General features: G+C 71.4%; 13 protein-coding genes. 10 read left to right on the top strand and 3 right to left on the bottom strand.

The features are described 5' to 3' along the window. Positions 1-125: 125 nt before the first annotated feature. The 4 genes from E2C06_RS18925 (at position 126) to E2C06_RS18910 (ending at position 4,356) form a co-directional block, all read left to right on the top strand. On the top strand, positions 126-914 hold the full coding sequence (locus E2C06_RS18925; protein WP_133290178.1) for an alpha/beta fold hydrolase: 789 nt from the start codon (positions 126-128) through the stop codon (positions 912-914). Next, complete coding sequence (locus E2C06_RS18920) at positions 907-1,890, top strand: Bug family tripartite tricarboxylate transporter substrate binding protein (protein WP_165982492.1); 984 nt, start codon at positions 907-909, stop codon at positions 1,888-1,890. Before E2C06_RS18925 ends, E2C06_RS18920 begins: the two co-directional genes overlap by 8 nt. Beyond that, a complete protein-coding gene (locus E2C06_RS18915) occupies positions 1,887-2,633 on the top strand; it encodes an SDR family NAD(P)-dependent oxidoreductase (protein ID WP_133290176.1) in 747 nt (248 codons plus the stop codon). Before E2C06_RS18920 ends, E2C06_RS18915 begins: the two co-directional genes overlap by 4 nt. A 76-nt stretch (positions 2,634-2,709) precedes the next feature. After that, entirely contained in the window at positions 2,710-4,356 is a 1,647-nt protein-coding gene (locus E2C06_RS18910; RefSeq protein ID WP_133290175.1) for a flavin-containing monooxygenase, read from the top strand. A 141-nt stretch (positions 4,357-4,497) separates the two neighbouring features. Here the strand turns inward: E2C06_RS18910 and E2C06_RS18905 are convergent, their stop codons facing one another. From E2C06_RS18905 to E2C06_RS18895, 3 genes are all read right to left on the bottom strand, one after another. Then, positions 4,498-4,890: a Zn-ribbon domain-containing OB-fold protein gene (locus E2C06_RS18905; RefSeq protein ID WP_133290174.1), complete on the bottom strand. Its 393-nt coding sequence runs from the start codon at positions 4,888-4,890 to the stop codon at positions 4,498-4,500. A gap of 5 nt (positions 4,891-4,895) precedes the next feature. Continuing rightward, a complete protein-coding gene (locus tag E2C06_RS18900) occupies positions 4,896-6,062 on the bottom strand; it encodes a thiolase domain-containing protein (RefSeq protein WP_133290173.1) in 1,167 nt (388 codons plus the stop codon). Positions 6,063-6,141: 79 nt separating this feature from the next. Then, positions 6,142-7,125, bottom strand: a complete 984-nt coding sequence (locus tag E2C06_RS18895; protein ID WP_165982491.1) for a tripartite tricarboxylate transporter substrate binding protein — start codon at positions 7,123-7,125, stop codon at positions 6,142-6,144. Positions 7,126-7,503: 378 nt separating this feature from the next. On the opposite strand from E2C06_RS18895, the gene E2C06_RS18890 reads away from it, so the two are divergent. From E2C06_RS18890 to E2C06_RS18865, 6 genes are all read left to right on the top strand, one after another. Next, positions 7,504-8,775 (top strand): glycosyltransferase, encoded by a 1,272-nt coding sequence (locus E2C06_RS18890; protein ID WP_133290171.1) that lies wholly within the window; start codon positions 7,504-7,506, stop codon positions 8,773-8,775. A 69-nt stretch (positions 8,776-8,844) separates the two neighbouring features. Beyond that, positions 8,845-10,257, top strand: a complete 1,413-nt coding sequence (locus E2C06_RS18885) for a class I SAM-dependent methyltransferase (protein WP_133290170.1) — start codon at positions 8,845-8,847, stop codon at positions 10,255-10,257. Between the two features lie 19 nt (positions 10,258-10,276). Further along, positions 10,277-13,615, top strand: coding sequence for a glycosyltransferase (locus E2C06_RS18880; RefSeq protein WP_133290169.1), 3,339 nt, complete (start codon positions 10,277-10,279; stop codon positions 13,613-13,615). A 5-nt stretch (positions 13,616-13,620) separates the two neighbouring features. Continuing rightward, positions 13,621-15,732, top strand: coding sequence for an HAD family hydrolase (locus E2C06_RS18875; RefSeq protein WP_133290168.1), 2,112 nt, complete (start codon positions 13,621-13,623; stop codon positions 15,730-15,732). Further along, positions 15,729-16,979 (top strand): glycosyltransferase, encoded by a 1,251-nt coding sequence (locus E2C06_RS18870; RefSeq protein ID WP_133290167.1) that lies wholly within the window; start codon positions 15,729-15,731, stop codon positions 16,977-16,979. Before E2C06_RS18875 ends, E2C06_RS18870 begins: the two co-directional genes overlap by 4 nt. Further along, positions 16,976-18,196 (top strand): hypothetical protein, encoded by a 1,221-nt coding sequence (locus E2C06_RS18865; protein ID WP_133290166.1) that lies wholly within the window; start codon positions 16,976-16,978, stop codon positions 18,194-18,196. The genes E2C06_RS18870 and E2C06_RS18865 overlap by 4 nt, the downstream gene beginning before the upstream one ends. The last annotated feature ends 128 nt before the right edge of the window (positions 18,197-18,324 follow it).

Raw genomic sequence — 18,324 nt, 5'->3', positions numbered from 1 at the left:
ACGAGCGGTCATTTCGGACAGGGCGGCACAGGACTTGTGCATCGCCGGGGTGGGTGACGGCCCGCCAAGGCTGCCGCATCCTGGCCGGAAGCAAAGCGGCGCCTGCCGCAGGGAAGGAATGATCCATGACCTGGAATCCCCGGCCGCTGGGCGTCGAGGATGTGGCCGTCCACCGCCGCGGCAAGGGCCAGCCCCTGGTGCTGGTCCACTGCCTCGGTCAGAGCTGGCGCTTCTGGGACGTGCTGGAGCCGCTCACCGACCGCCACGAGGTGATCGCCTATAGCCTGCCAGGCCATGCCGACACCCCCCTCCCCGCCGGCCAGTACGGCCAGGACGAGACCACGGCGCAGCTCAAGGCGCTGATGGAGCGGGAGGGGATCGCCAAGGCGCACCTCGCCGGCATATCCATGGGCGGCAGCCTGGTGCAGCATTTCGCCGGCACCCATCCGGAGATGGTGGACCGGCTCATCCTTTGCGACTGCACGCCCCTCTACAACGAGGAGAGCCGCGCCAACTGGCCGGTTCGCGCCGCCATCGCGCGGGAGAAGGGCGTCGCCGCCCTCATCCCCATGCTGATGGGCGTCTTCTTCACCCCCGGCAGCGTTGCCGAGGACGGGCCCAATGTCCGTCACGTGCGGGAGGTCTTCGAGGCCTGCAGCGGCGAGGGCTATGCGCTGGCCTGCGAATGGCTCGCCATGGTCGATGCGCGCGAACAGGCCAAGCGCATCACCGCGCCGACCCTGGTCATGCTGGGCTCCGAGGAGCGCGCCGCCTTCAAGGAAGCGGCGGCCTGGATGCATGCCAACATCCCCGGCAGCCAGGGCGTGGTCGAGGTGCCTGTGGCCGGCCATGCCTCGGTGCGGGAGCGGCCGGATTTCGCGGTGGCGCAGTTCCGCGCCTTCCTCGGTGGCTGAGGCGGCCGTGCGGCGGCGGTCGCTGATCGCCGGCCTGGCCTTCGCCGCGCCGGCCGTCGCCCGGGCGCAGGGCGACTGGCCGGGCAGCCGGCCGGTGCGGATCATCCAGCCGAGCCAGGCCGGCAGCCCGGCCGATGTCTATGCCCGCCTGCTGGCCGAGCATTTCACCAAGGCCTTCGGCGGCACCTTCGTGGTGGAGAACCGGGTCGGCGGCACCGGCACCATCGGCACCGCCGCCGTCGCCCAGGCCCCGCCGGATGGCTGGACGCTGATGTTCACCTCCAACACCTCCCACGTCGTGGCGCCGCTGGTGCTGCGCGGCCTGTCCTACGACCCCGTCCGCGACTTCGTCGCCATCGCCGGGCTCTATCACTACCCGATGCTGCTCATCATCAACCCGGCCATCCCGGCACGGACCACGGCGGAGTTCGTCGCCTGGGCCAAGGCGCGGCCGCAGGGCGTCAACATGGCCAGCGTCGGCATCGGCAGCGTCGGCCACATGATGGCAGAGCGCTTCCACCTGCGCGCCGGCTTCCGGCGGGAGCACATTCCCTATCGCGGCGGCCCCTCCGCGGTGCTGGCGGTGTCGCAGGGCGAGAGCGACTACATCTTCGACAATATCGGCAATTCAGGCACCTTCATGCGGGAGGGCCGGCTGCGCGGCCTTTCGGCCACCGGCCGCAGCCGGCCGCGACGGATGCCGCAGGTCCCGACCCTGGCCGAGGAGGGCTTTCCCGGCATGAACGAGGATGTCTGGTTCGGCCTCTGGGGCGCCGCCGGCCTGCCCCGCCCCTTCGTCGAAGGGGTCAATGCCGAGGCCAATCGCTGGCTGCTGAGCCCGGATATCCGCCGCCGGATGGACGAGGCCGGGCACGACAGCCTGGCAGGCCCGCCCGAGGCGATGCACGGCTATTGGATGGAGGACCGGCGGAATTGGGTGGAGATCGTGCGGGAGACCGGGGTGACGGTGGAATGAGGGTCGCGCTGGTGACCGGCGCCTCGCGCGGGATCGGGCGGGAGACGGCGCTCGCCCTCGCGGCCAAGGGCCTGGCGCTGTTCCTGGTGGCGGAGGGCACGGCGGAGGAACTGGCCTCGGCCGGGACCGAGTGCCGCGCTGCCGGCGCGCCGGAGGCGGCGAGTGCCACCTTCGACCTCGGCACCCCCGGCGCGGCGGAGGCGATGGTCGCCGCCGCCCTGGCCCGCTTCGGCCGGGTGGACGTACTGGTCAACAATGCCGGCATCCGGTGCCGCAAGCCCTTCGGCACCTTCACCCGGGCCGACTTCACCGGGCTGCTCGAGGTCAACCTGGCCGCCGCCTTCTTCGCCAGCCAAGCGGTGCTGCCGGCCATGCGGGCCCAAGGGGGTGGCCGGATCATCCATGTCGCCAGCCAGATGGGCCGGGTCGCGGCGGAGGACAACGCGCTCTACGGGATGTCCAAGGCGGCGCTGATCCAGCTGGCGAAGAACATGGCTTTCGAGCTGGCGCGGGAGGGCATCCAGGTGAACTCGGTCAGCCCCGGCCCGATCGCGACCGAATACAACATCGTCTCCTATGGCCGCATCCCCGGCCGGACCGAGCAGATGACCGCCCGCGTGCCGCTCGGCCGCATGGGGCAGCCGGCCGAGGTGGCCGAGGCCATTGCCTTCCTCGCCACCGCGGCGGGAAGCTTCATCCAGGGCCACGACCTGGTGGTGGATGGCGGCTACACGATTCAATAAAGGAGGGGCCAGTAGCGGGCGGGGTGCAAGCCGCCGGCGGCGTTGCTAGAGTCCGGGCAAAGCGACGGAGGTAACGATGCCCGACAGCCTGACCCGGGAGGCTCCCCGCAGCGGCGCGGGGAGCGGCACATACGACGCCGTGATCATTGGCGCCGGTTTCTCCGGCATGTACCAACTGCACCTGCTGCGCGACCGCCTCGGCCTTTCGGTCCGGGTGTTGGAACAGGGCGGCGGCGTCGGCGGCACCTGGTACTGGAACCGCTATCCCGGCGCCCGCTGCGACTCCGAAAGCCATTCCTACTGCTTCACCTTCTCCCCCGAGCTCTACCGGGAATGGGAATGGACCGAGCGCTATCCCGGCCAGCCCGAGATCATGCGCTACATGAACTGGGTCGCCGACCGGCTGGACCTCAAGCGCGACATCGCCTTCGACACCCGCGTCACCGGCGCCCGCTACGACGAAGCGAGCAACCGCTGGCAGGTGGCCACCGAGGCGGGCGAGACGCTGACGGCGACCTGGCTGATCACCGCGGTCGGCTGCCTCTCGACCGCCAACGTGCCGAAGATCCCTGGGCTCGAGGACTTCAAGGGCCGCTGGTACCACACCGGGCAATGGCCGCATGAGGGGGTGGACTTCACCGGCCAGCGGGTCGGCCAGGTCGGCACCGGCTCCACCGGCATCCAGGCGGTGCCGGTCATCGCCGCGGCGGCGAAGCACCTGACCGTCTTCCAGCGCACCGCCAACTACAGCGTGCCGGCGCGCAACGGCCCGCTGGATGCCGAGTTCAAGGATTGGGTGCGGCAGAACTACGAGGCGATCCGCACGACGACGCAGTCGACGCCGAACGGGCATCCCTTCGTCATCGCCGACCGCTCCACCTGGGACGTGACGGAGGAGGAGCGCCGGGCGCTGTATGAGGCGGCCTGGGAGAAGGGCGGGCTGCAGTTCCGCGCCACCTTCCGCGACCTGCTGCAGGACAAGGCGGCCAACGACACCGCGGCGGAATTCCTGAAGGCCAAGATCCGCAGCATCGTCAAGGATCCGGCGACGGCGGCGAAGCTGGCCGATATCGACCATCCCTATGCCGCCAAGCGCCCGCCGATAGACACCGACTACTTCGAGGCCTTCAACCGCGACAACGTCGCGCTGGTCGATGTCCGCGCCAACCCGATCGAGCGCATCACGCCGGACGGCATCCAGTTGCGCGACGGCACCGAGCACAAGCTGGACATCATCGTCTTCGCCACCGGCTTCGACGCGATGACCGGGCCGCTGCTGCGGCTGAACATCACCGGCCGCGACGGCTTGGCGCTGAAGGAGGCCTGGGCAGCCGGGCCGCGCACCTATCTCGGGCTGCAGGCGGTGGGCTTCCCCAACCTCTTCACCATCACCGGCCCCGGCAGCCCCTCCGTGCTCTGCAACATGCCCGTCTGCATCGAGCAGCATGCGGAGTGGATCGCCGACTGCATCGCGGCCCTGCGCGAGAAGGGCGTGGCGCGGATGGAGCCGGAGCCGGCGGCGGTGGACCGCTGGGTGGAGCATGTGAACGAGGCGGCGAATGCCACGCTGCTGCCGCAGGCCGGGCATTCCTGGTATCTCGGGGCCAATGTGCCGGGCAAGCCGCGCGTGTTCATGCCCTATGCCGGCGGGATGGCGCGCTACCGCGAGATCTGCAACGAGGTCGCGGCCAAGGGGTACGAAGGCTTCGTGCTCAACAAATGAGAAAAGGCCGGGGAGACGGTATTCTCCCCGGTCCCCTCATTTATTTCTGTCAGTCGGCACTCGCCGCGCGTCGGATGCCAAGCCCACAAAAAGGAAGGGAGGGGTTCGGGGAGGGAACACTTTTCCCTCCCCGATCTTCCTTCAGGCCGGCTTGAACTGCGGATAGGGCGGCCCGTCATCCTTGGTCGGCCGCCAGGTGACCGTCACCTTCTGGCCGATCGCCACGGTGTCGAAGTCGCAGTCGACGATGTTGGTCATCATCGTCGGCCCTTCCTCCAACGTCACATAGGCCACCGCGTAGACCTCCGGCGCGCGCTTCATCACGCTGACGCTGTAGATGGTGCCGCGGCCGGAGCCTTCCTTCCACTCCGTCTTGTCGCTGAAGCAATGCGGGCAGATGGCGCGCGGGTACCAATGCGCCTTGCCGCAATCGGTGCAGGCGCGGATGAGGAATCTGCCTTCCCGCGCCGCCGCCCAGAAGGGCTCGGTCTCCGGATTGGTCAGCGGCGCGGGGATCGAGCGTTCCTTCGCCATGTCTCTCACTCCCGTTCCATGATCAGCGTCGCGCCGCCGTGTCGGCTGCCGAGCAGCCCGCCGGTGCCATGCGCCAGCGCCACGTCGCAATTCTTCACCTGGACCGCCGGATGCGCTTCCCCGCGCAACTGCCGCACCGCCTCGATCACCTTGGTGATGCCGCCGCGATTGGCCGGATGGTTGTTGCAGAGCCCGCCGCCATCGGTGTTGAAGGGCAGCTTGCCGACGCCGCTGATCAGGTTGCCGTCCGAGACGAACTTGCCGCCCTGGCCCTTTTCGCAGAAGCCGAGGTCTTCCAGCTGCATCAGCACGGTGATGGTGAAGCTGTCGTAGATGCTGGCGTACTTGATGTCGTACGGCTTCACCCCGGCCTCGGCGAAGGCCGCGGGGCCGCTGCGGACCGCGGCGGAATAGGTCAGGTCGACCGCCCCGCCCATCTGGCCCTTCATGCTCTCCCCGGCGCCGATCACCTTGACCAGCGGGCGCTTGAGGCTGCGGGCGATCTCCGGCGAGGTGACGATCAGGGCGCCGCCACCATCGGAGACGACGCAGCAATCCATCCGATGCAGCGGCGTGGCGATCAGCGGGCTCTCGACCACCTGCTCCACCGTCACCACGTCGCGCAGCATGGCATGCGGGTTGTGCTGCGCATGGTGGCTGGCGGCGACCTTGATCCAGGCGAGCTGCTCGGAGGTGGTGCCGAACTCGTACATGTGCCGCGCCGCGCACATCGCATAGGCATTCACCGTGGCGATGCCGGTCGGGAATTCCCACTGCGTGTCGGGGGCATCGGCGCCGCGCACCCGCGGCACCGCGCCGGAATGCCCCTCGGACCGGGGCCGGCCCGCCAGGGTGATCAGGGCGACGGAGCATTTGCCGGCGGCGATCGCCTCGGCCGCATGGGCCACGTGCGCGAGGTAGGAGCAGCCGCCGACATCGGTGCTGTCCAGGTGCCGCAGGGTCAGGTTCATGTAGTCGGCCATGGCCAGCGGGCCGAGTCCGGGCGCATCGCCGGCGCAGAAGTAGCCGTCCACGTCCGACCTGGTCAGCCCGGCATCCCGCAGCGCACCCAGCGCGCTTTCGGCATGCAGCTGCGCGACGCTCTTGTCCTTGGCCAATCGCGTCGGGTGCTCGAAAGCCCCCGCGATATAGGCCTTGCCCTTGATGCTCATTCCACTCCCCCTCCTATCGGCTGCCGCAGCATCGCATGCGTCCCGATGCGCGGCGAGATGCCGGCCCGGCCGCACCGCGTCATTCGCGCTGCAGACCGGCCTGGTCGATCAGCGCGCGCCAGAGCGGTACCTCGGCGGCGATGCGCGCGGCCAGCGGCTCCGGCCCGTTGGCGCGCAGGGCGAAGCCGGCGGCCAGCAGCCGGGCCCGGACCGCCGGGTCGCCCAGCACCGCGGCGGCCTCCCTGGCCAGCCGCAGGATGATCGGCGCCGGGGTGCCGGCCGGGGCCAGAAAGCCCTGGAAGGTTTCGGAGACGAATCCGGGCCAGCCGATTTCCAGCATGGTCGGCACCTCCGGCAGGTCGGGCCAGCGCGTCTCCCCGGTCAACGCCAGGGCGCGCAGCGTCCCGGCCTTGATCTGGGCGTGCGCCGGCGGCAGTGCTGTGACGCCCACCGCCGTGGTGCCGGACAGCAGCGACTGCACCGCCAGCGCCGCGCTGTTGTGCGGGATCTGCACAAATGGGATGCCGGCGCGCAGCCGCAGCAGCTCCGCCGTCAGGTGCGGCGTCGAGCCGGTGCCGGGGTTGGCCAGGTTCAGCCCGCCCGGCGTCGCCCTCGCCCGCTCGACCAGTTCGGCGATCGAGCCGATCCCGCTGTCCGGCCGCGCCAGGATGACGTTGGGCGAGGCGCCGAGTTCTGAGATCGGCGCGAAATCTTGCACCGGGTCGTAGCCCGGATTGCGGAACAGGCTCGGGTTGACCACGAAGCCGGTCGAGGTGACCAGCAGCGTGGTGCCGTCCGGCGCGCTGCGCGCGACATGCGCCACGCCGATATTGCCGCCGCCGCCGGGGCGGTTGTCGACCACCACGGGCTGGCCCAGCGCCGCGCCCAGCCCCGGCGCCAGGACCCGGGCCATCACGTCGGTCGGCCCGCCCGGGGCGAAGGGCACCACGAGGCGTATGGCGCGCGAGGGCCAGGGCGTGGCAGGCTGGGCCGCCGCTGCGCCGGTGCCGGCCAGCAGCGCGAAAGCGGCCCGCCGGCCGAGGCGGCGACGAAGATGGCTCATGGCACCGATCCCCCGGGACATCGACGCCGCCTTCATCCGGACGGCTGGTGCAGAAGGCTGCCGGGCCTGGCGTCAGAGCGTCAAGCCGTGGCCATTCCAGGTGCCGGGGCGACCCTGCGGTGACAACCCAGACAGGCGCCGGCCAGTCCGGCACAAGGCCGGGAACAGCCGGTTGACGGGGAAAGCGGCAGCCGTGCCGCCCGGACCACGTGGACACTGCGCCAGTTGCAGATCACGATGTTCTCATTCCACAAATTTTGCTGAGCATCATAGACGGGCACAATCAACCAAGACTTGTGACGCCATGCTCAATCTTCGCGTCTTTCTTAATGGAATATTAACGGCCACCGAGGGCGAAGCCCTTCCGGCTCGTGGTTCGTGAACGCGCTTGTCGGCAGTGTCGCGGCCGGGCGGCTGTTATCGCCGAGGCTGCCGCGTGCGGACCACCACCCGGCTGAACCCGGCTTTTCGGCAGGGCGGCCGCTCCGCGTCCTGCACGTCGTCCCGGCGCTCGGCCAGGGTGGCGCGGAGCGGTTGCTGGCAGAACTGGTCCGCCACACCCGGCGCCTGCTCACCCACCGCATCGTCAGCCTGACCGACCAGCCCGCCTTCTTCGATTTCGGCGCCGCGGAGGTCGTGCCGCTCGGCCTCGCGCGCGGCCAGGTCTCGCTCGCCGCGCTGCAGCGGGCCCGGGCCGCGGCGCGGGCCTTCGCGCCGGACCTCGTCCAGTGCTGGCTTTATCACGGCAACCTGGCCGGCAGCCTGATGGGCTTGCGCGGCACGCCGCTGGTCTGGTCCGTCCACAATACAGACCTGCCCTGCGCCGGAACCAAGCCGCTGACCAGGCTGGTGGCTCGATTGGGCGGGCCGCTCTCGCGCGTCTCGCCCGACACCATCGTCTACTGCTCGGACAGCGCCCGCGCCTGGCATGAGCAGCGGCTCGGCTATGCGGCGCGGCGCGGCCGGGTGATCGGCAACGGGGTGGATTTCCCCGCTTTCGCCTTCGACCTCGCCGCCCGCGCCAAGCTGCGCGCCGCCTGGAACCTGACCGAGGAGCAGGTCGCCATCGGCACGATCGGCCGCCTGAACCCGCAGAAGGACCACGCCGGCATCGCCGCCGCGCTGGCCCGGTTGGGCCGGCGCGACGCCGTCTGGGTACTTGCCGGCAGCGGGTGCGACGCCGGCAACCCCGCGCTCGGCAGGATCCTCGACCGCGCGGGGCCGGACCTGCGGACGCTGCCGCTCGGCCCGCGCGGCGACATGCCGGCGATCCTGTCGGCGCTGGACCTGCTGGTGATCGGCTCGGCCTTCGGCGAGGCCCTGCCGATGGTGGCCCTGGAAGCGGTGGCCAATGACCTGCCGGTGGTGGCCACGCGGGTGGGCTCGGTCGAGCCGCTGGTCCTGGATGCCGCCTGCCTCGCGGCGCCGGGCGACCCGGCGGCGCTCGCGGATGCCATCGCGGCCGCCTGGCCCGCGCTGCCGGGCGAGCGGCGCCGGGCCTCGGCGGTCAACAAGCGACTGGCGCTGGCCGCCGAGTATGCTATCGCCGCGACGACGGCGAAGTATCAGCAGCTCTACCGGGACCTGATCCCGAGCGCCAGCGGTGCCGCCGGTCCACGCCCGCGCCACCATGGCATGACCACACCGTGACACGACTGCCGGCGGCATTCCGCCCGAGGGCCGACCGCGCGCCCTCCGCGACCGAAAGGTGACGACTCCATGGAACGCCTTGCCTGTTCCGCCGCGGCGACCTACCAGCCGATCGAAGCCGCCATCCATGTCAGCCGCTACGCCGGCGCTCTCGCGCTCTGCCCGGGCAAGCGGGTGCTGGATATCGCCTGCGGCGAGGGCTATGGCGCCTATCTCATGGCGGAAGCCGGCGCCGCCGCGGTGCTGGGCATCGATGTCAGTGCCGAGGCGGTGAAGGCTGCGGCGGCGAATTTCCCGCATCCCAGGCTGCAGCTCCTGGCCGGCGACGCGGCCGCGCTGGACGGCCTGCTGGGCGAGGCGCAGTTCGACCTCATCGTCTCGCTCGAAACCGTAGAGCACCTCGGCGACCCCGTCGGCTTCCTGCAGGCGCTGCGGCGGCGCTGCGCCCCGGGCGGCACGATCGTCGTCTCCTGCCCCAACGACCACTGGTACTACGCACCGGCGCAGCAGAATCCGTATCACGTCCGCAAGTACAGCTTCGCCGAGTTCCGCGCCCTTGCCGAGGAATGCCTCGGCGAGGGCGCCTGGTACTTCGGCACGGCTGCCCTCGGCTTCGCCACGCTGCCGATCGAGGGTCCGGCGGCCGGGCTGACGGGACTCGACCATGCCGATGCGCGGCAGGCGCGCGCCGCCTTCCTGTGCCGGCCGGGGCGGGAGGACGCGGTGACGCTCGACCGCGCGAGCTATTTCCTGGGCGCCTGGGGGCCCGATGCGCCCGAAGTGCAGGGGGCGGCGCTCTTTCCTTTGTCGATGGACCGCTATGCCGCGATGCTGCGGACCGGCGACCTCTCCGGGCACCTGGCGACCGAGGCGGCGGCGCGCGAGCGGCTGCAGGCGGCGCTGGCCACGGCCGATGCCGCGCTGCGCGGCCAGCAGCAGCTGGCGGCGGACCAGCGCGCCCAGGCGCAGCGGGAGCACGCCGCGCAACTCGCCGGGGCAGAAGCCGCGCTGGCCCGCAGCACGGAGGCGCTGCGCCAGGCGGAAGTCCGGCTGGATGAGGCGGGCCGGCGGGCCGAGCAGGAGCGCCGCCTCGCCCGGGTCCAGCTGCATGCGCTGCGGAAGGAGAACGGCATCCTGGCGGCTTCGGTCGCTCGGCTGCAGGCGGCCGCCACCGAGGCGCAGCAGCAATCCGCGGCGCTGCTGGACGCGGCCAGCCAGCATGCCGCGGCGCTGGAGGCCGAGCGCGACCGGTCCCGGCAGCTCACCGATGCCCTTCTCGACCGCCAGGGCGCGCATGACAGGCTGTTCGCCGCCCATGCCGCCCTGCTGGAGGAACGCGCCTTCCTGCTCGCCGAGCGGGAGCGGATCTTCGCCCGCATGCGGCCGGTCTGGCGCGTCGCGCAGATGATCCCCTCGCCCATGCGACGCGGCATGCGTCGGGTGGCCGGCCCGGTGCTGCGCCGCATCGCCGCGCAATCCTGACGCTGCGGAAATCAAGGCGATGCACCAGACCAGCTTCCACAGTGACCCGCGCTACGACTGGTTCGACGGCGACGTGCCGCGCACCGGCCAGGCCAATCTCGGCGCCGACGGGCGGAACCTCACCCTCGTCTTCCTGTCGATGAACCGCGCCGCCCTGTCGATCCGCCTGCTGCGCTCGCTGGCTGAGCAGGTGCCGCATTTCGCGGGCGAGGTGCTGGTCGCCGACAACGGCTCGGACGCCGCCGAACTGGCGGCGCTGGAAGCCTTCTGCCAGGCCGGGCTGCGCTGCCGCTGGCGCATCCTGCGCTTCGGCGAGAACCTCGGCGTCGCCGGCGGCCGCAACCGCGCCTTCCGGGAAGTGACGACCGACTGGATCCTCTCGCTCGACAACGACATCTACCTGACGGCGGACCCCTTCCCCACCCTGCAGCGCGACCTGTCGGTGCTGGGCTGCCACTTCCTCAGCGTGCCCTTGCTGAACCCGGACCAGGCCAGCTTTTTTGCCTTCGGCGGCCAGTTGCAGACCCTGATCCAGGACGGCCAGCCGCGCCTGACAATCGCCACCCTGCTGCCGCCCGGTGCGCCGCTCTCCGCGGCGCATGAGATGCGGCCGGCGGGTGACGGCTTCCTCTGTTCCTTCCTGTTCGGCGGGGCCAGCCTACTGCGGCGCGACAGCTTCGCGGCGCTGGGCGGCTTCGACGAGGGCATGTTCATCGGCTTCGAGGATATCGACTTCTCGCTGCGGCTATGGCGCGGCGGGATGAAGGTCGGCTCGGCCGCCCTGGCCTGCTTCGTGCACGACCATCCGGCGGCCGAGGCGGAGAGCGACCGCAGCTACGAGCGCGCCCGCTTTTCCCGCCGCAAGCTGCACGACGCGGCGCGGCACCTGGAAGCCAAGCACGGCTTCCGGGTCTGGGGCGAGGAGGTGGAGAACTGGCTGACGGCGCGCGAGCGGCAGCAGCAGATCCCCGGCACCGACGCGGCGGCAGGGAGCGGCCCCGCGGAGGCCTCGCCGGCGCGCCGGCCGCGCATCGCCCTGGTGACCGATACCGGCGATTGGGCCTTTGCCAATATCGCCCGCCAGATCATCCGCCATCTCGGCCACAGATACGAATTCGACCTGATCCCGATGACCGAGCTGGGCGGGATCGAGGAGGCGCGCTGGCTGGAGCGCGGGCGGGCCGGGAGCTACGTGCCGGGCGGCGGGTCCGGCATCAACCAGCTGCTGCTGGTCGCCCCCGACTACGACCTGGTGCATGTCTTCTGGCGCGAATACCTGACGCTGATCGGCTCCGCCGCCCTGGCGGACTATGCCGGCCGGCTCGGCCTCTCCTATGCCGAGTACGAGCGCGACTTCGTCCGCCGCGCCTGCATCACCACCAGCGTCTACGACCACCTGCACTCGACGCCGGAGGCGATCGCCGAGCGGCGGCCGGTCTTCAACGAGCTCACGGCCGGCTATACCGTCTCCTCCGCTCGGCTCGACCGGCTCTATCGCGGCTTCGAAGGGCTGCGCGCCCCGGCCGCGGTGATCGAGGACGGGGTCTCGCCCGAGCTCTTCCACCCGATCGGCCTCGACCGGTTCGACACGATCGGCGGGCGCGAGGTCGTCCTCGGCTGGGTCGGCAACAGCCAATGGGCCGCCTCGCTCGGCGACAAGAAGGGCGTCCATTCGATCCTGATCCCGGCGGTCGAGCGGCTGCGCGCCGAGGGCCTGCCCGTCCGGCTGGAGCTCGCCGACCGGCAGGCGGGCTTCATCCCGCACGACCGGATGGTCGGCTACTACGCGACGATCGACGCCTACGTCTGCACATCGGAGATCGAGGGCACGCCGAACCCGGTGCTGGAAGCGATGGCCTGCGGCGTGCCGGTGGTGACCACCGATGTCGGCGTGGTGCCGGAGGTCTTCGGGCCGGAACAGCGCCGCTTCATCCTGGCCGAGCGCAGCGTCGACGCGCTGGCCGCGGCGCTGCGCCGCCTGCTGGCCGAGCCCGCCCTCTTCGCCCGCCTCTCGCGGGAGAACCTGGCGCGCATCGCCGACTGGACCTGGGAGTCCAAGGCCGGGAAATTCGACCGCTTCTTCGCCGCCATGCTGGACCAGCGCGCCACCGGCCTCGGCGAGCGGCGGACCAAGATGTGCATGCTGCCCTTCACCACGCCGAGCATGGAGCCGGACGGCAGCATCCGGCTCTGCTCCGCCTCCAGCATCTTCGACTACCGGGCCGAGACCAACATGGGCAATGCCCGTGAGCAGGGCCTGGAGGCGGTCTGGCGCGGCGAGAAGTATCGGCATATCCGCCGCACCCTGGCCACGGGCGAAGCGCTGACGCCTTACTGCCAGGCCTGCGAATACCGCAGCGAGGGACCGGCCTGGCTGTTCCAGCTCCACCTGGCGCTGCATGCCTGGGGCGCCGGGCTGCGAAGCCCCGAGCTGCTCGAGCTGCTGCAGCGGCGCGCGCCGCGCTATGCCGAATATGCCGAGCAGGCGCCGGCGCTGCGCCTGCAGGTGCTGCCGCTGCCGGAGCTCGAAGCCGCCCTGCCGTCGCCACCAGGCACGCCGCTGCGGGTGCCGGAGGCGCTGGTCGATGGCAAGGACCTGCCGATCTATGTCGACCTGAATACGCTGAACCGCTGCAACGTCTCCTGCCTCATGTGTCCGCCGGCGATCAGGCACGACGACCTTGGCGAGCGGCGCGATCCCTATTACCGGCTGACATTGCCGGAGTTCGAGGCCTTCACCGGCGGGCTCAACGTCACCTCGGCGCATTTCGTCGGCGCCTATGCCGAACCGCTGCTGAACAAGGAGATCTTCGCGCTGGTCCGGCGCGCGCATGACCGCGGCATGTTCACCGCCATCACCACCAATGCGATGCCGCTGTCGCGCAGCTTCGCCGAGCGGCTGGTCGATGCCGGGCTCGACATGATGTCGATCTCGCTGCATGGCGCAACCGCGGCAACGGCAGAGGCGATCATGCGTCGCAGCCGCTTCGACCGGGTGCTGGAGAATATCCGCGTGCTGCAGGCGGTGAAGGCCGAGCGCGGCAAGGCGACGCCCGAGCTCTACTTCAACTTCGTCTCGCAGCGGCGGAACGTCGCCGAGATCGCCGATTTCATCGACCTCGCCGCAGCGTTGCAGGTACGGCACGTCAACATCATCCATCTGATCGACGGCGATGAGGTGGTGCAGTCCGAGGACAACCTGGTGCTCTATCCGGACCTTCTGGTGCCCCAGCTGCGCGAGGCGCTGCGGCGCGGCGCGGCGCTCGGCGTCAACGTCCATGTCAGCCCGGCCTATCGCGGCCTGATGGACAGCCATCCGGCCGAGCCTGCGCCGATGGCCCTGGCGGCGGCGGAATAGCCGGCATGTCCGCGACGACGGAAGCGGCGCCGCGGCGTCGCGTCGACCTGGGCTGGCGCATCCGCCACCGGCTGCGCCGGGCCGCCGCCCCGCGTCCCCCGGCCACTGAAGCCCTGCCCTTCGCCGAGCTGGCAACAAGGCTGGATGCGGACGAAGCGCCGGTCATCGCCTTCGATATCTTCGACACGCTGCTGCGCCGCACCGTGACGCCGGAGCACGTCAAGCGCCTGGCGCTCGACCGGCTCGCCCGCCGCCTCGCCTTGCCGCTGGATGCCGCCGCGCTCTATGCGCTGCGCCACCGGATCGAAGCGGAGCTGTGCCGCGCCAATGCGGACCGGCACGGCGAGCTGGAATTCCGCCACGACGACATGGCGCGGGCGCTGCACGCCGAGCTCCGCGCCGCCGGGACCCTCGGCCTGCCGGAGGATGCCGCCGGCTTCGCCGCCGCCCTTCTGGCCTGCGAGATGGCGGTCGAGGCGGAAGTGCTGCAGCCGGTGCCCGAGGCGGTCGCGGCGCTGGACCACCTGCGGCAGCGCGGCCGGCGTATCGCCGTGGTCAGCGACTTCTACCTGCCCGGGGCTTCGCTGCGCCGCCTGCTGGCGGGCTGCGGCATCGCGCTGGACGCGGTGCCATTGTTCGTATCCTGCGACCGCATGGCGTCAAAGCGCAGCGGCCGGCTCTATGCCGCGGTGCTGCAGGAGCTCGGCATCTGCGGTGCGGACCTGCTGATGGTGGGCGACAATCCGCATTCGGACGGCGTCATGGCGCTGGCCGCCGGTTGCCGCAGCCTGCTGGTCGATGCCGCGGCGCAGCACGCCTTCTATGCGCGGGCGGAAGCGGGTGCGACCGCCCCGGCCGTTGCCAGGCAGGCCTGGGACGCCCCGCTGCGGGAGCGCGGCCTGCTGCTGGCGGCGCCGAGCCTGGTGCTCTTCATCGAACGCCTTTATGCCGCCGCGCGCCGCGACGGGCGGCGGGAGTTGTTTTTCCTGGCACGGGAAGGCCAGCCGCTGCTGCGCCTGTTCGAGCGCTACCAGGACCTGCTCGGCCTGGAAGGGCCGGACCGCATCGCCTGCCATTACCTGCTGGCCTCGCGCCGCGCCTGTTTCATCGCCTCCCTGCGGCCTCTGCCGGACGAGGATTTCGCCGGCCTGTTCCGCCAGTACCGGCGCATCTCGCTCGGCGAATTCCTCGCCAGCCTGCGGATCCCGGAGGATGCGGCGGCGCGCATCGCGGCGGCGCTCGGCACCACCCTCGATCGGGTCGAAGCCGATTTCCCGACCAGCGGCTGCTACGCGCGCCTACGCGCGCTGCCGGCCTTCGCCGATGACTTCGAGGCGCTCCGCCGGACGCAGCGCGACAACCTGCGGACCTACCTGGCCAGCTTCGGCACCGATCCGGCGCGGGACGGCCTGGCCCTGGTCGATGTCGGCTGGAAGGGCACGATCCAGGATTTCATCGCCGCGGCACTCGGGCCAGCGGTGCCGGTGCTGGGCTACTACCTCGGCCTGCTGGCGGCGGGACAGCCGCTGGCCGGCAAGCAGGGGCTGCTCTTCTCCGATGCCGGCGGCCAGAGCGCCGGCTTCCGCGTGCTGGCGGAAAACCGCAGCCTCTTCGAGATCCTGCTCTGCGCCGACCATGGCAGCGCGCTTTCCTACGACCGCAGCCAGGATGGCGGCATCGTCCCGCGGCTGGAAGAGGCGCCGGAGGAAGCCGCCTATCTCCGCGATCAGGTCGCGCCGGTGGCGGATCGTGTCCTTCGCGCCGCCGAAGCGCTGCTGCGGGCGCGGCTTCGCTACGCGGTGGCGGACCGCCACTGGCTGGACTTCGTGCTGGACCGCCATGCCGGGCTGGTCTTCCGCCCCTGGGATGCCGCCGCCGGCTGGCTGCTGCGGGCGAAGCACCGGGAGAATTTCGGCGTCTTCCGCCTCTCCGGCTTCACCGCTGGCGCGGCGCCGCCGCTGCTGGCGCGGATGCGCTATTCGGCGGGCGTGCTGGTCCGGCCGCGCCAGGCGCTCGAAAGCTCCTTCTGGCCGGCCCTGACCCTATACCTCCGCTCCGGGCGCCTGCTGGCGGAAGCCTATGCCTGGCGGCAGCGCCGGCGGGCGCAAAGGGCATGAAGCTCTGCGTGCTGATGGGCTCCGCCGACATCAGCGGGGGCAGCTACGTGATCTTTGAGCATTGCCTGCACCTGGCCGAGGCGGGCGTCGCGGTGACCGTCGTCACGCTGGATCCCCTGCCCGACCGCCCGGTGCCATGGCACCGCGCCCTGGCGCGGCTGCGCTTCGTCAGCTTCGAAGCCGTGGCGGAGGAGCGCTTCGACCTGGCGCTCGCCACCTGGTGGAAGACGGTCTACGAGCTGCACCGGATCGATGCCGGCCGCTACGCCTATTTCGTGCAGTCGATCGAAAGCTGGTTCTACCCGGACAGCGATGTCGCGGTGCGCAACCTGGTGAATGCCACCTATTTGCTGCCGCTGCCCGGCATCACCGAGGCGCGCTGGATCCGCGACCACCTCCGCAGCCGCTTCGGCCACGCCTACAACCTGGTCCCGAACGGCTGCAGCAAGGCGCTCTATGCGCCGGCGGGTCCCTGCGTCGCGCCGCGCGAGCCCGGCCGGCTGCGCATCCTGGTGGAAGGCCCGCTCGGCGTCGACTTCAAGAATGTCGCGCGGACCATTGCGCTCGCGCGCCGTGCCGGCATCGGCGAGATCTGGCTGCTGACCTCCTCGCCCGTCGCGCGGTATCCCGGCGTCGCCCGGGTCTTCTCGCGCATCCCGGCGGCGGATTGCGCCGCGGTCTACCGGTCCTGCGACGTGCTGCTGAAGCTCAGCATGGTGGAAGGGATGTTCGGCCCGCCGCTTGAGATGTTCCATTGCGGCGGCACGGCCGTGGTTTACGACGTCACCGGCCACGACGAATACATCGAGCACGAGGCGAATGCGCTGGTGGTCGCCACCGGCGACGAGGCTGGCGTCGTCGCCGCCCTGCACCGCCTGGCGCAGGAGCCCGGCCTGCTGGCGCGCCTGACCGCCGGCGCGGCCCGCACCGCCGCCGAATGGCCGGACTGGGGCGCGACCAGCCCCGGCTTCGCCGCCGCGCTGCAGGCCATCGCCGCGGCGCCGCCGGCGATCGACCGCGACCGCCTGCGGCTCTCGACCGCCGAGTTCTTCAGCCAGTACGTCCGCGCCGAGCAGGCGCTGCAGGCCGCGCGGCGGCGAACCCCCTGGATACGCGCCGCGCATCGCGCCGCGGGCCGGCTGCAGGGCCTCGCTCGCCGTTCGCCCGGCTTCTTCCAACGCCTGCTCACCTGGCGCGCCCGGCTGCTGGAGGAACGCACGCTGCCGCGGGCGCGGACCCGGATATGAGCCTGCTGGGGCCCGGGCTGGCGGCGGATGCGCGGCGCCTCGGCGGCGCCTTCGGTGGCTTCCTGCGGGCTGTCGCCGAAACCGCGCGGGCACGCGGGGCACCTTCCGTGCATTTTCTTTCGAGCGAGGGGCGCTGGTTTGCCGCCACCTATGCGCGCATCCGCGCTGCCTCCCCCGACGCCATGCGCATTCCACCGGCGCGGCACCTGCCGATCAGCCGGCAGGCCAGCTTCCTCGCCAGCCTCGAGACCTGCGACCCGGCCTCGCTGGCGCCACTGCTGGCGCAATACACCCGGGCCAGCCTCGGCGCGGTGCTCGCCAGCCTTGGCGTCGCCTGCCCGGCGGCGGAGCTCTCCGGCTTCGGCCTGCACGCAGCCCGGCCCTGGGCCGAACAGGCGCCGCGGGCCTTCGCCTGCACCGCGCTGATGCGCCGGGTTGAGCTGCGCCGGCAGGAACAGCGCGGGCTCCTCCTGCGCTACCTGGCGCAGCAGGGCCTCTCCGCCGGGGGCGAAGCGCTGGTCGCCGATATCGGCTGGCGCGGATCGATCCAGGACAACCTTTCCCGGCTGCTGCCGCGGGCGAGGCTGCATGGCTGCTACTTCCTGCTGCTCGCGCCATTCGTCGCCGCCGCTCCCGACAGCACGCGGCAGAGCTTCCTGGCCCCGGATGCGGCGACGGCGCGGCGGCTCCGCTTCGGGGCGCCGCTCGAGCTTGCGGTGGGCAGCCCGCATGGCAGCGTCACCGGCTACCGCGCCGGGGATGCCGGCGTGACCCCGGTCGAAGCGCCGCCGCCCCGGCAGCCGGCCGCGATTGCCGACCATCTCGCCGGCTTCCGCGCGGCGCTGGCGGAGGTGGCGACCGGGGCGCCGAGCACGCCGGACGTGGCCCTTCGCGACGTGCTGCGGGTCCTCGAACATCCCTCGGAGGCGCTGGCGGCGCTCTATCTCGGCTGCGAGCGCGACGAGAGCTTTGGTACCGGCGGCTCGGTCGGGAGCCCGGCGCCGCTGACCTTGGGCAGGTTGTTCGCGGCGCTGCCGCGTCGCGCGGCGCGGCACCGGCTCGGCCTCGCCTTGGCCGATAGCGGCTGGCCTTGGGCGCTGCTGCGGCGCGACTTGCCCTGGCTCTTGCCGCTGCTGCGGCCGGCGCTGCTGCGGCTCGACCTGCGGCTGCCGGGGGCACCGCGCAGTCTCACGCCGATACCGCAATACATGGCATAGGGCGGATCGCGGGCGCGCGGTCGCCCGGAGGGAGGAATCGGTCCTGGAACGCCCAGGGCCGGAACGGTGCCGCGTTCATCTTCGGAAGTATTTCGGCCTTGCGAATCGCCGCTCCAGGATGGCACGCC

It is taken from the genome of Dankookia rubra (assembly GCF_004355005.1).
In the GTDB taxonomy this organism is placed as follows: domain Bacteria; phylum Pseudomonadota; class Alphaproteobacteria; order Acetobacterales; family Acetobacteraceae; genus Paracraurococcus; species Paracraurococcus ruber_A.
Note: the sequence above shows the minus strand (reverse complement) of the source record. Positions and strands in the feature narration are given on the sequence as shown.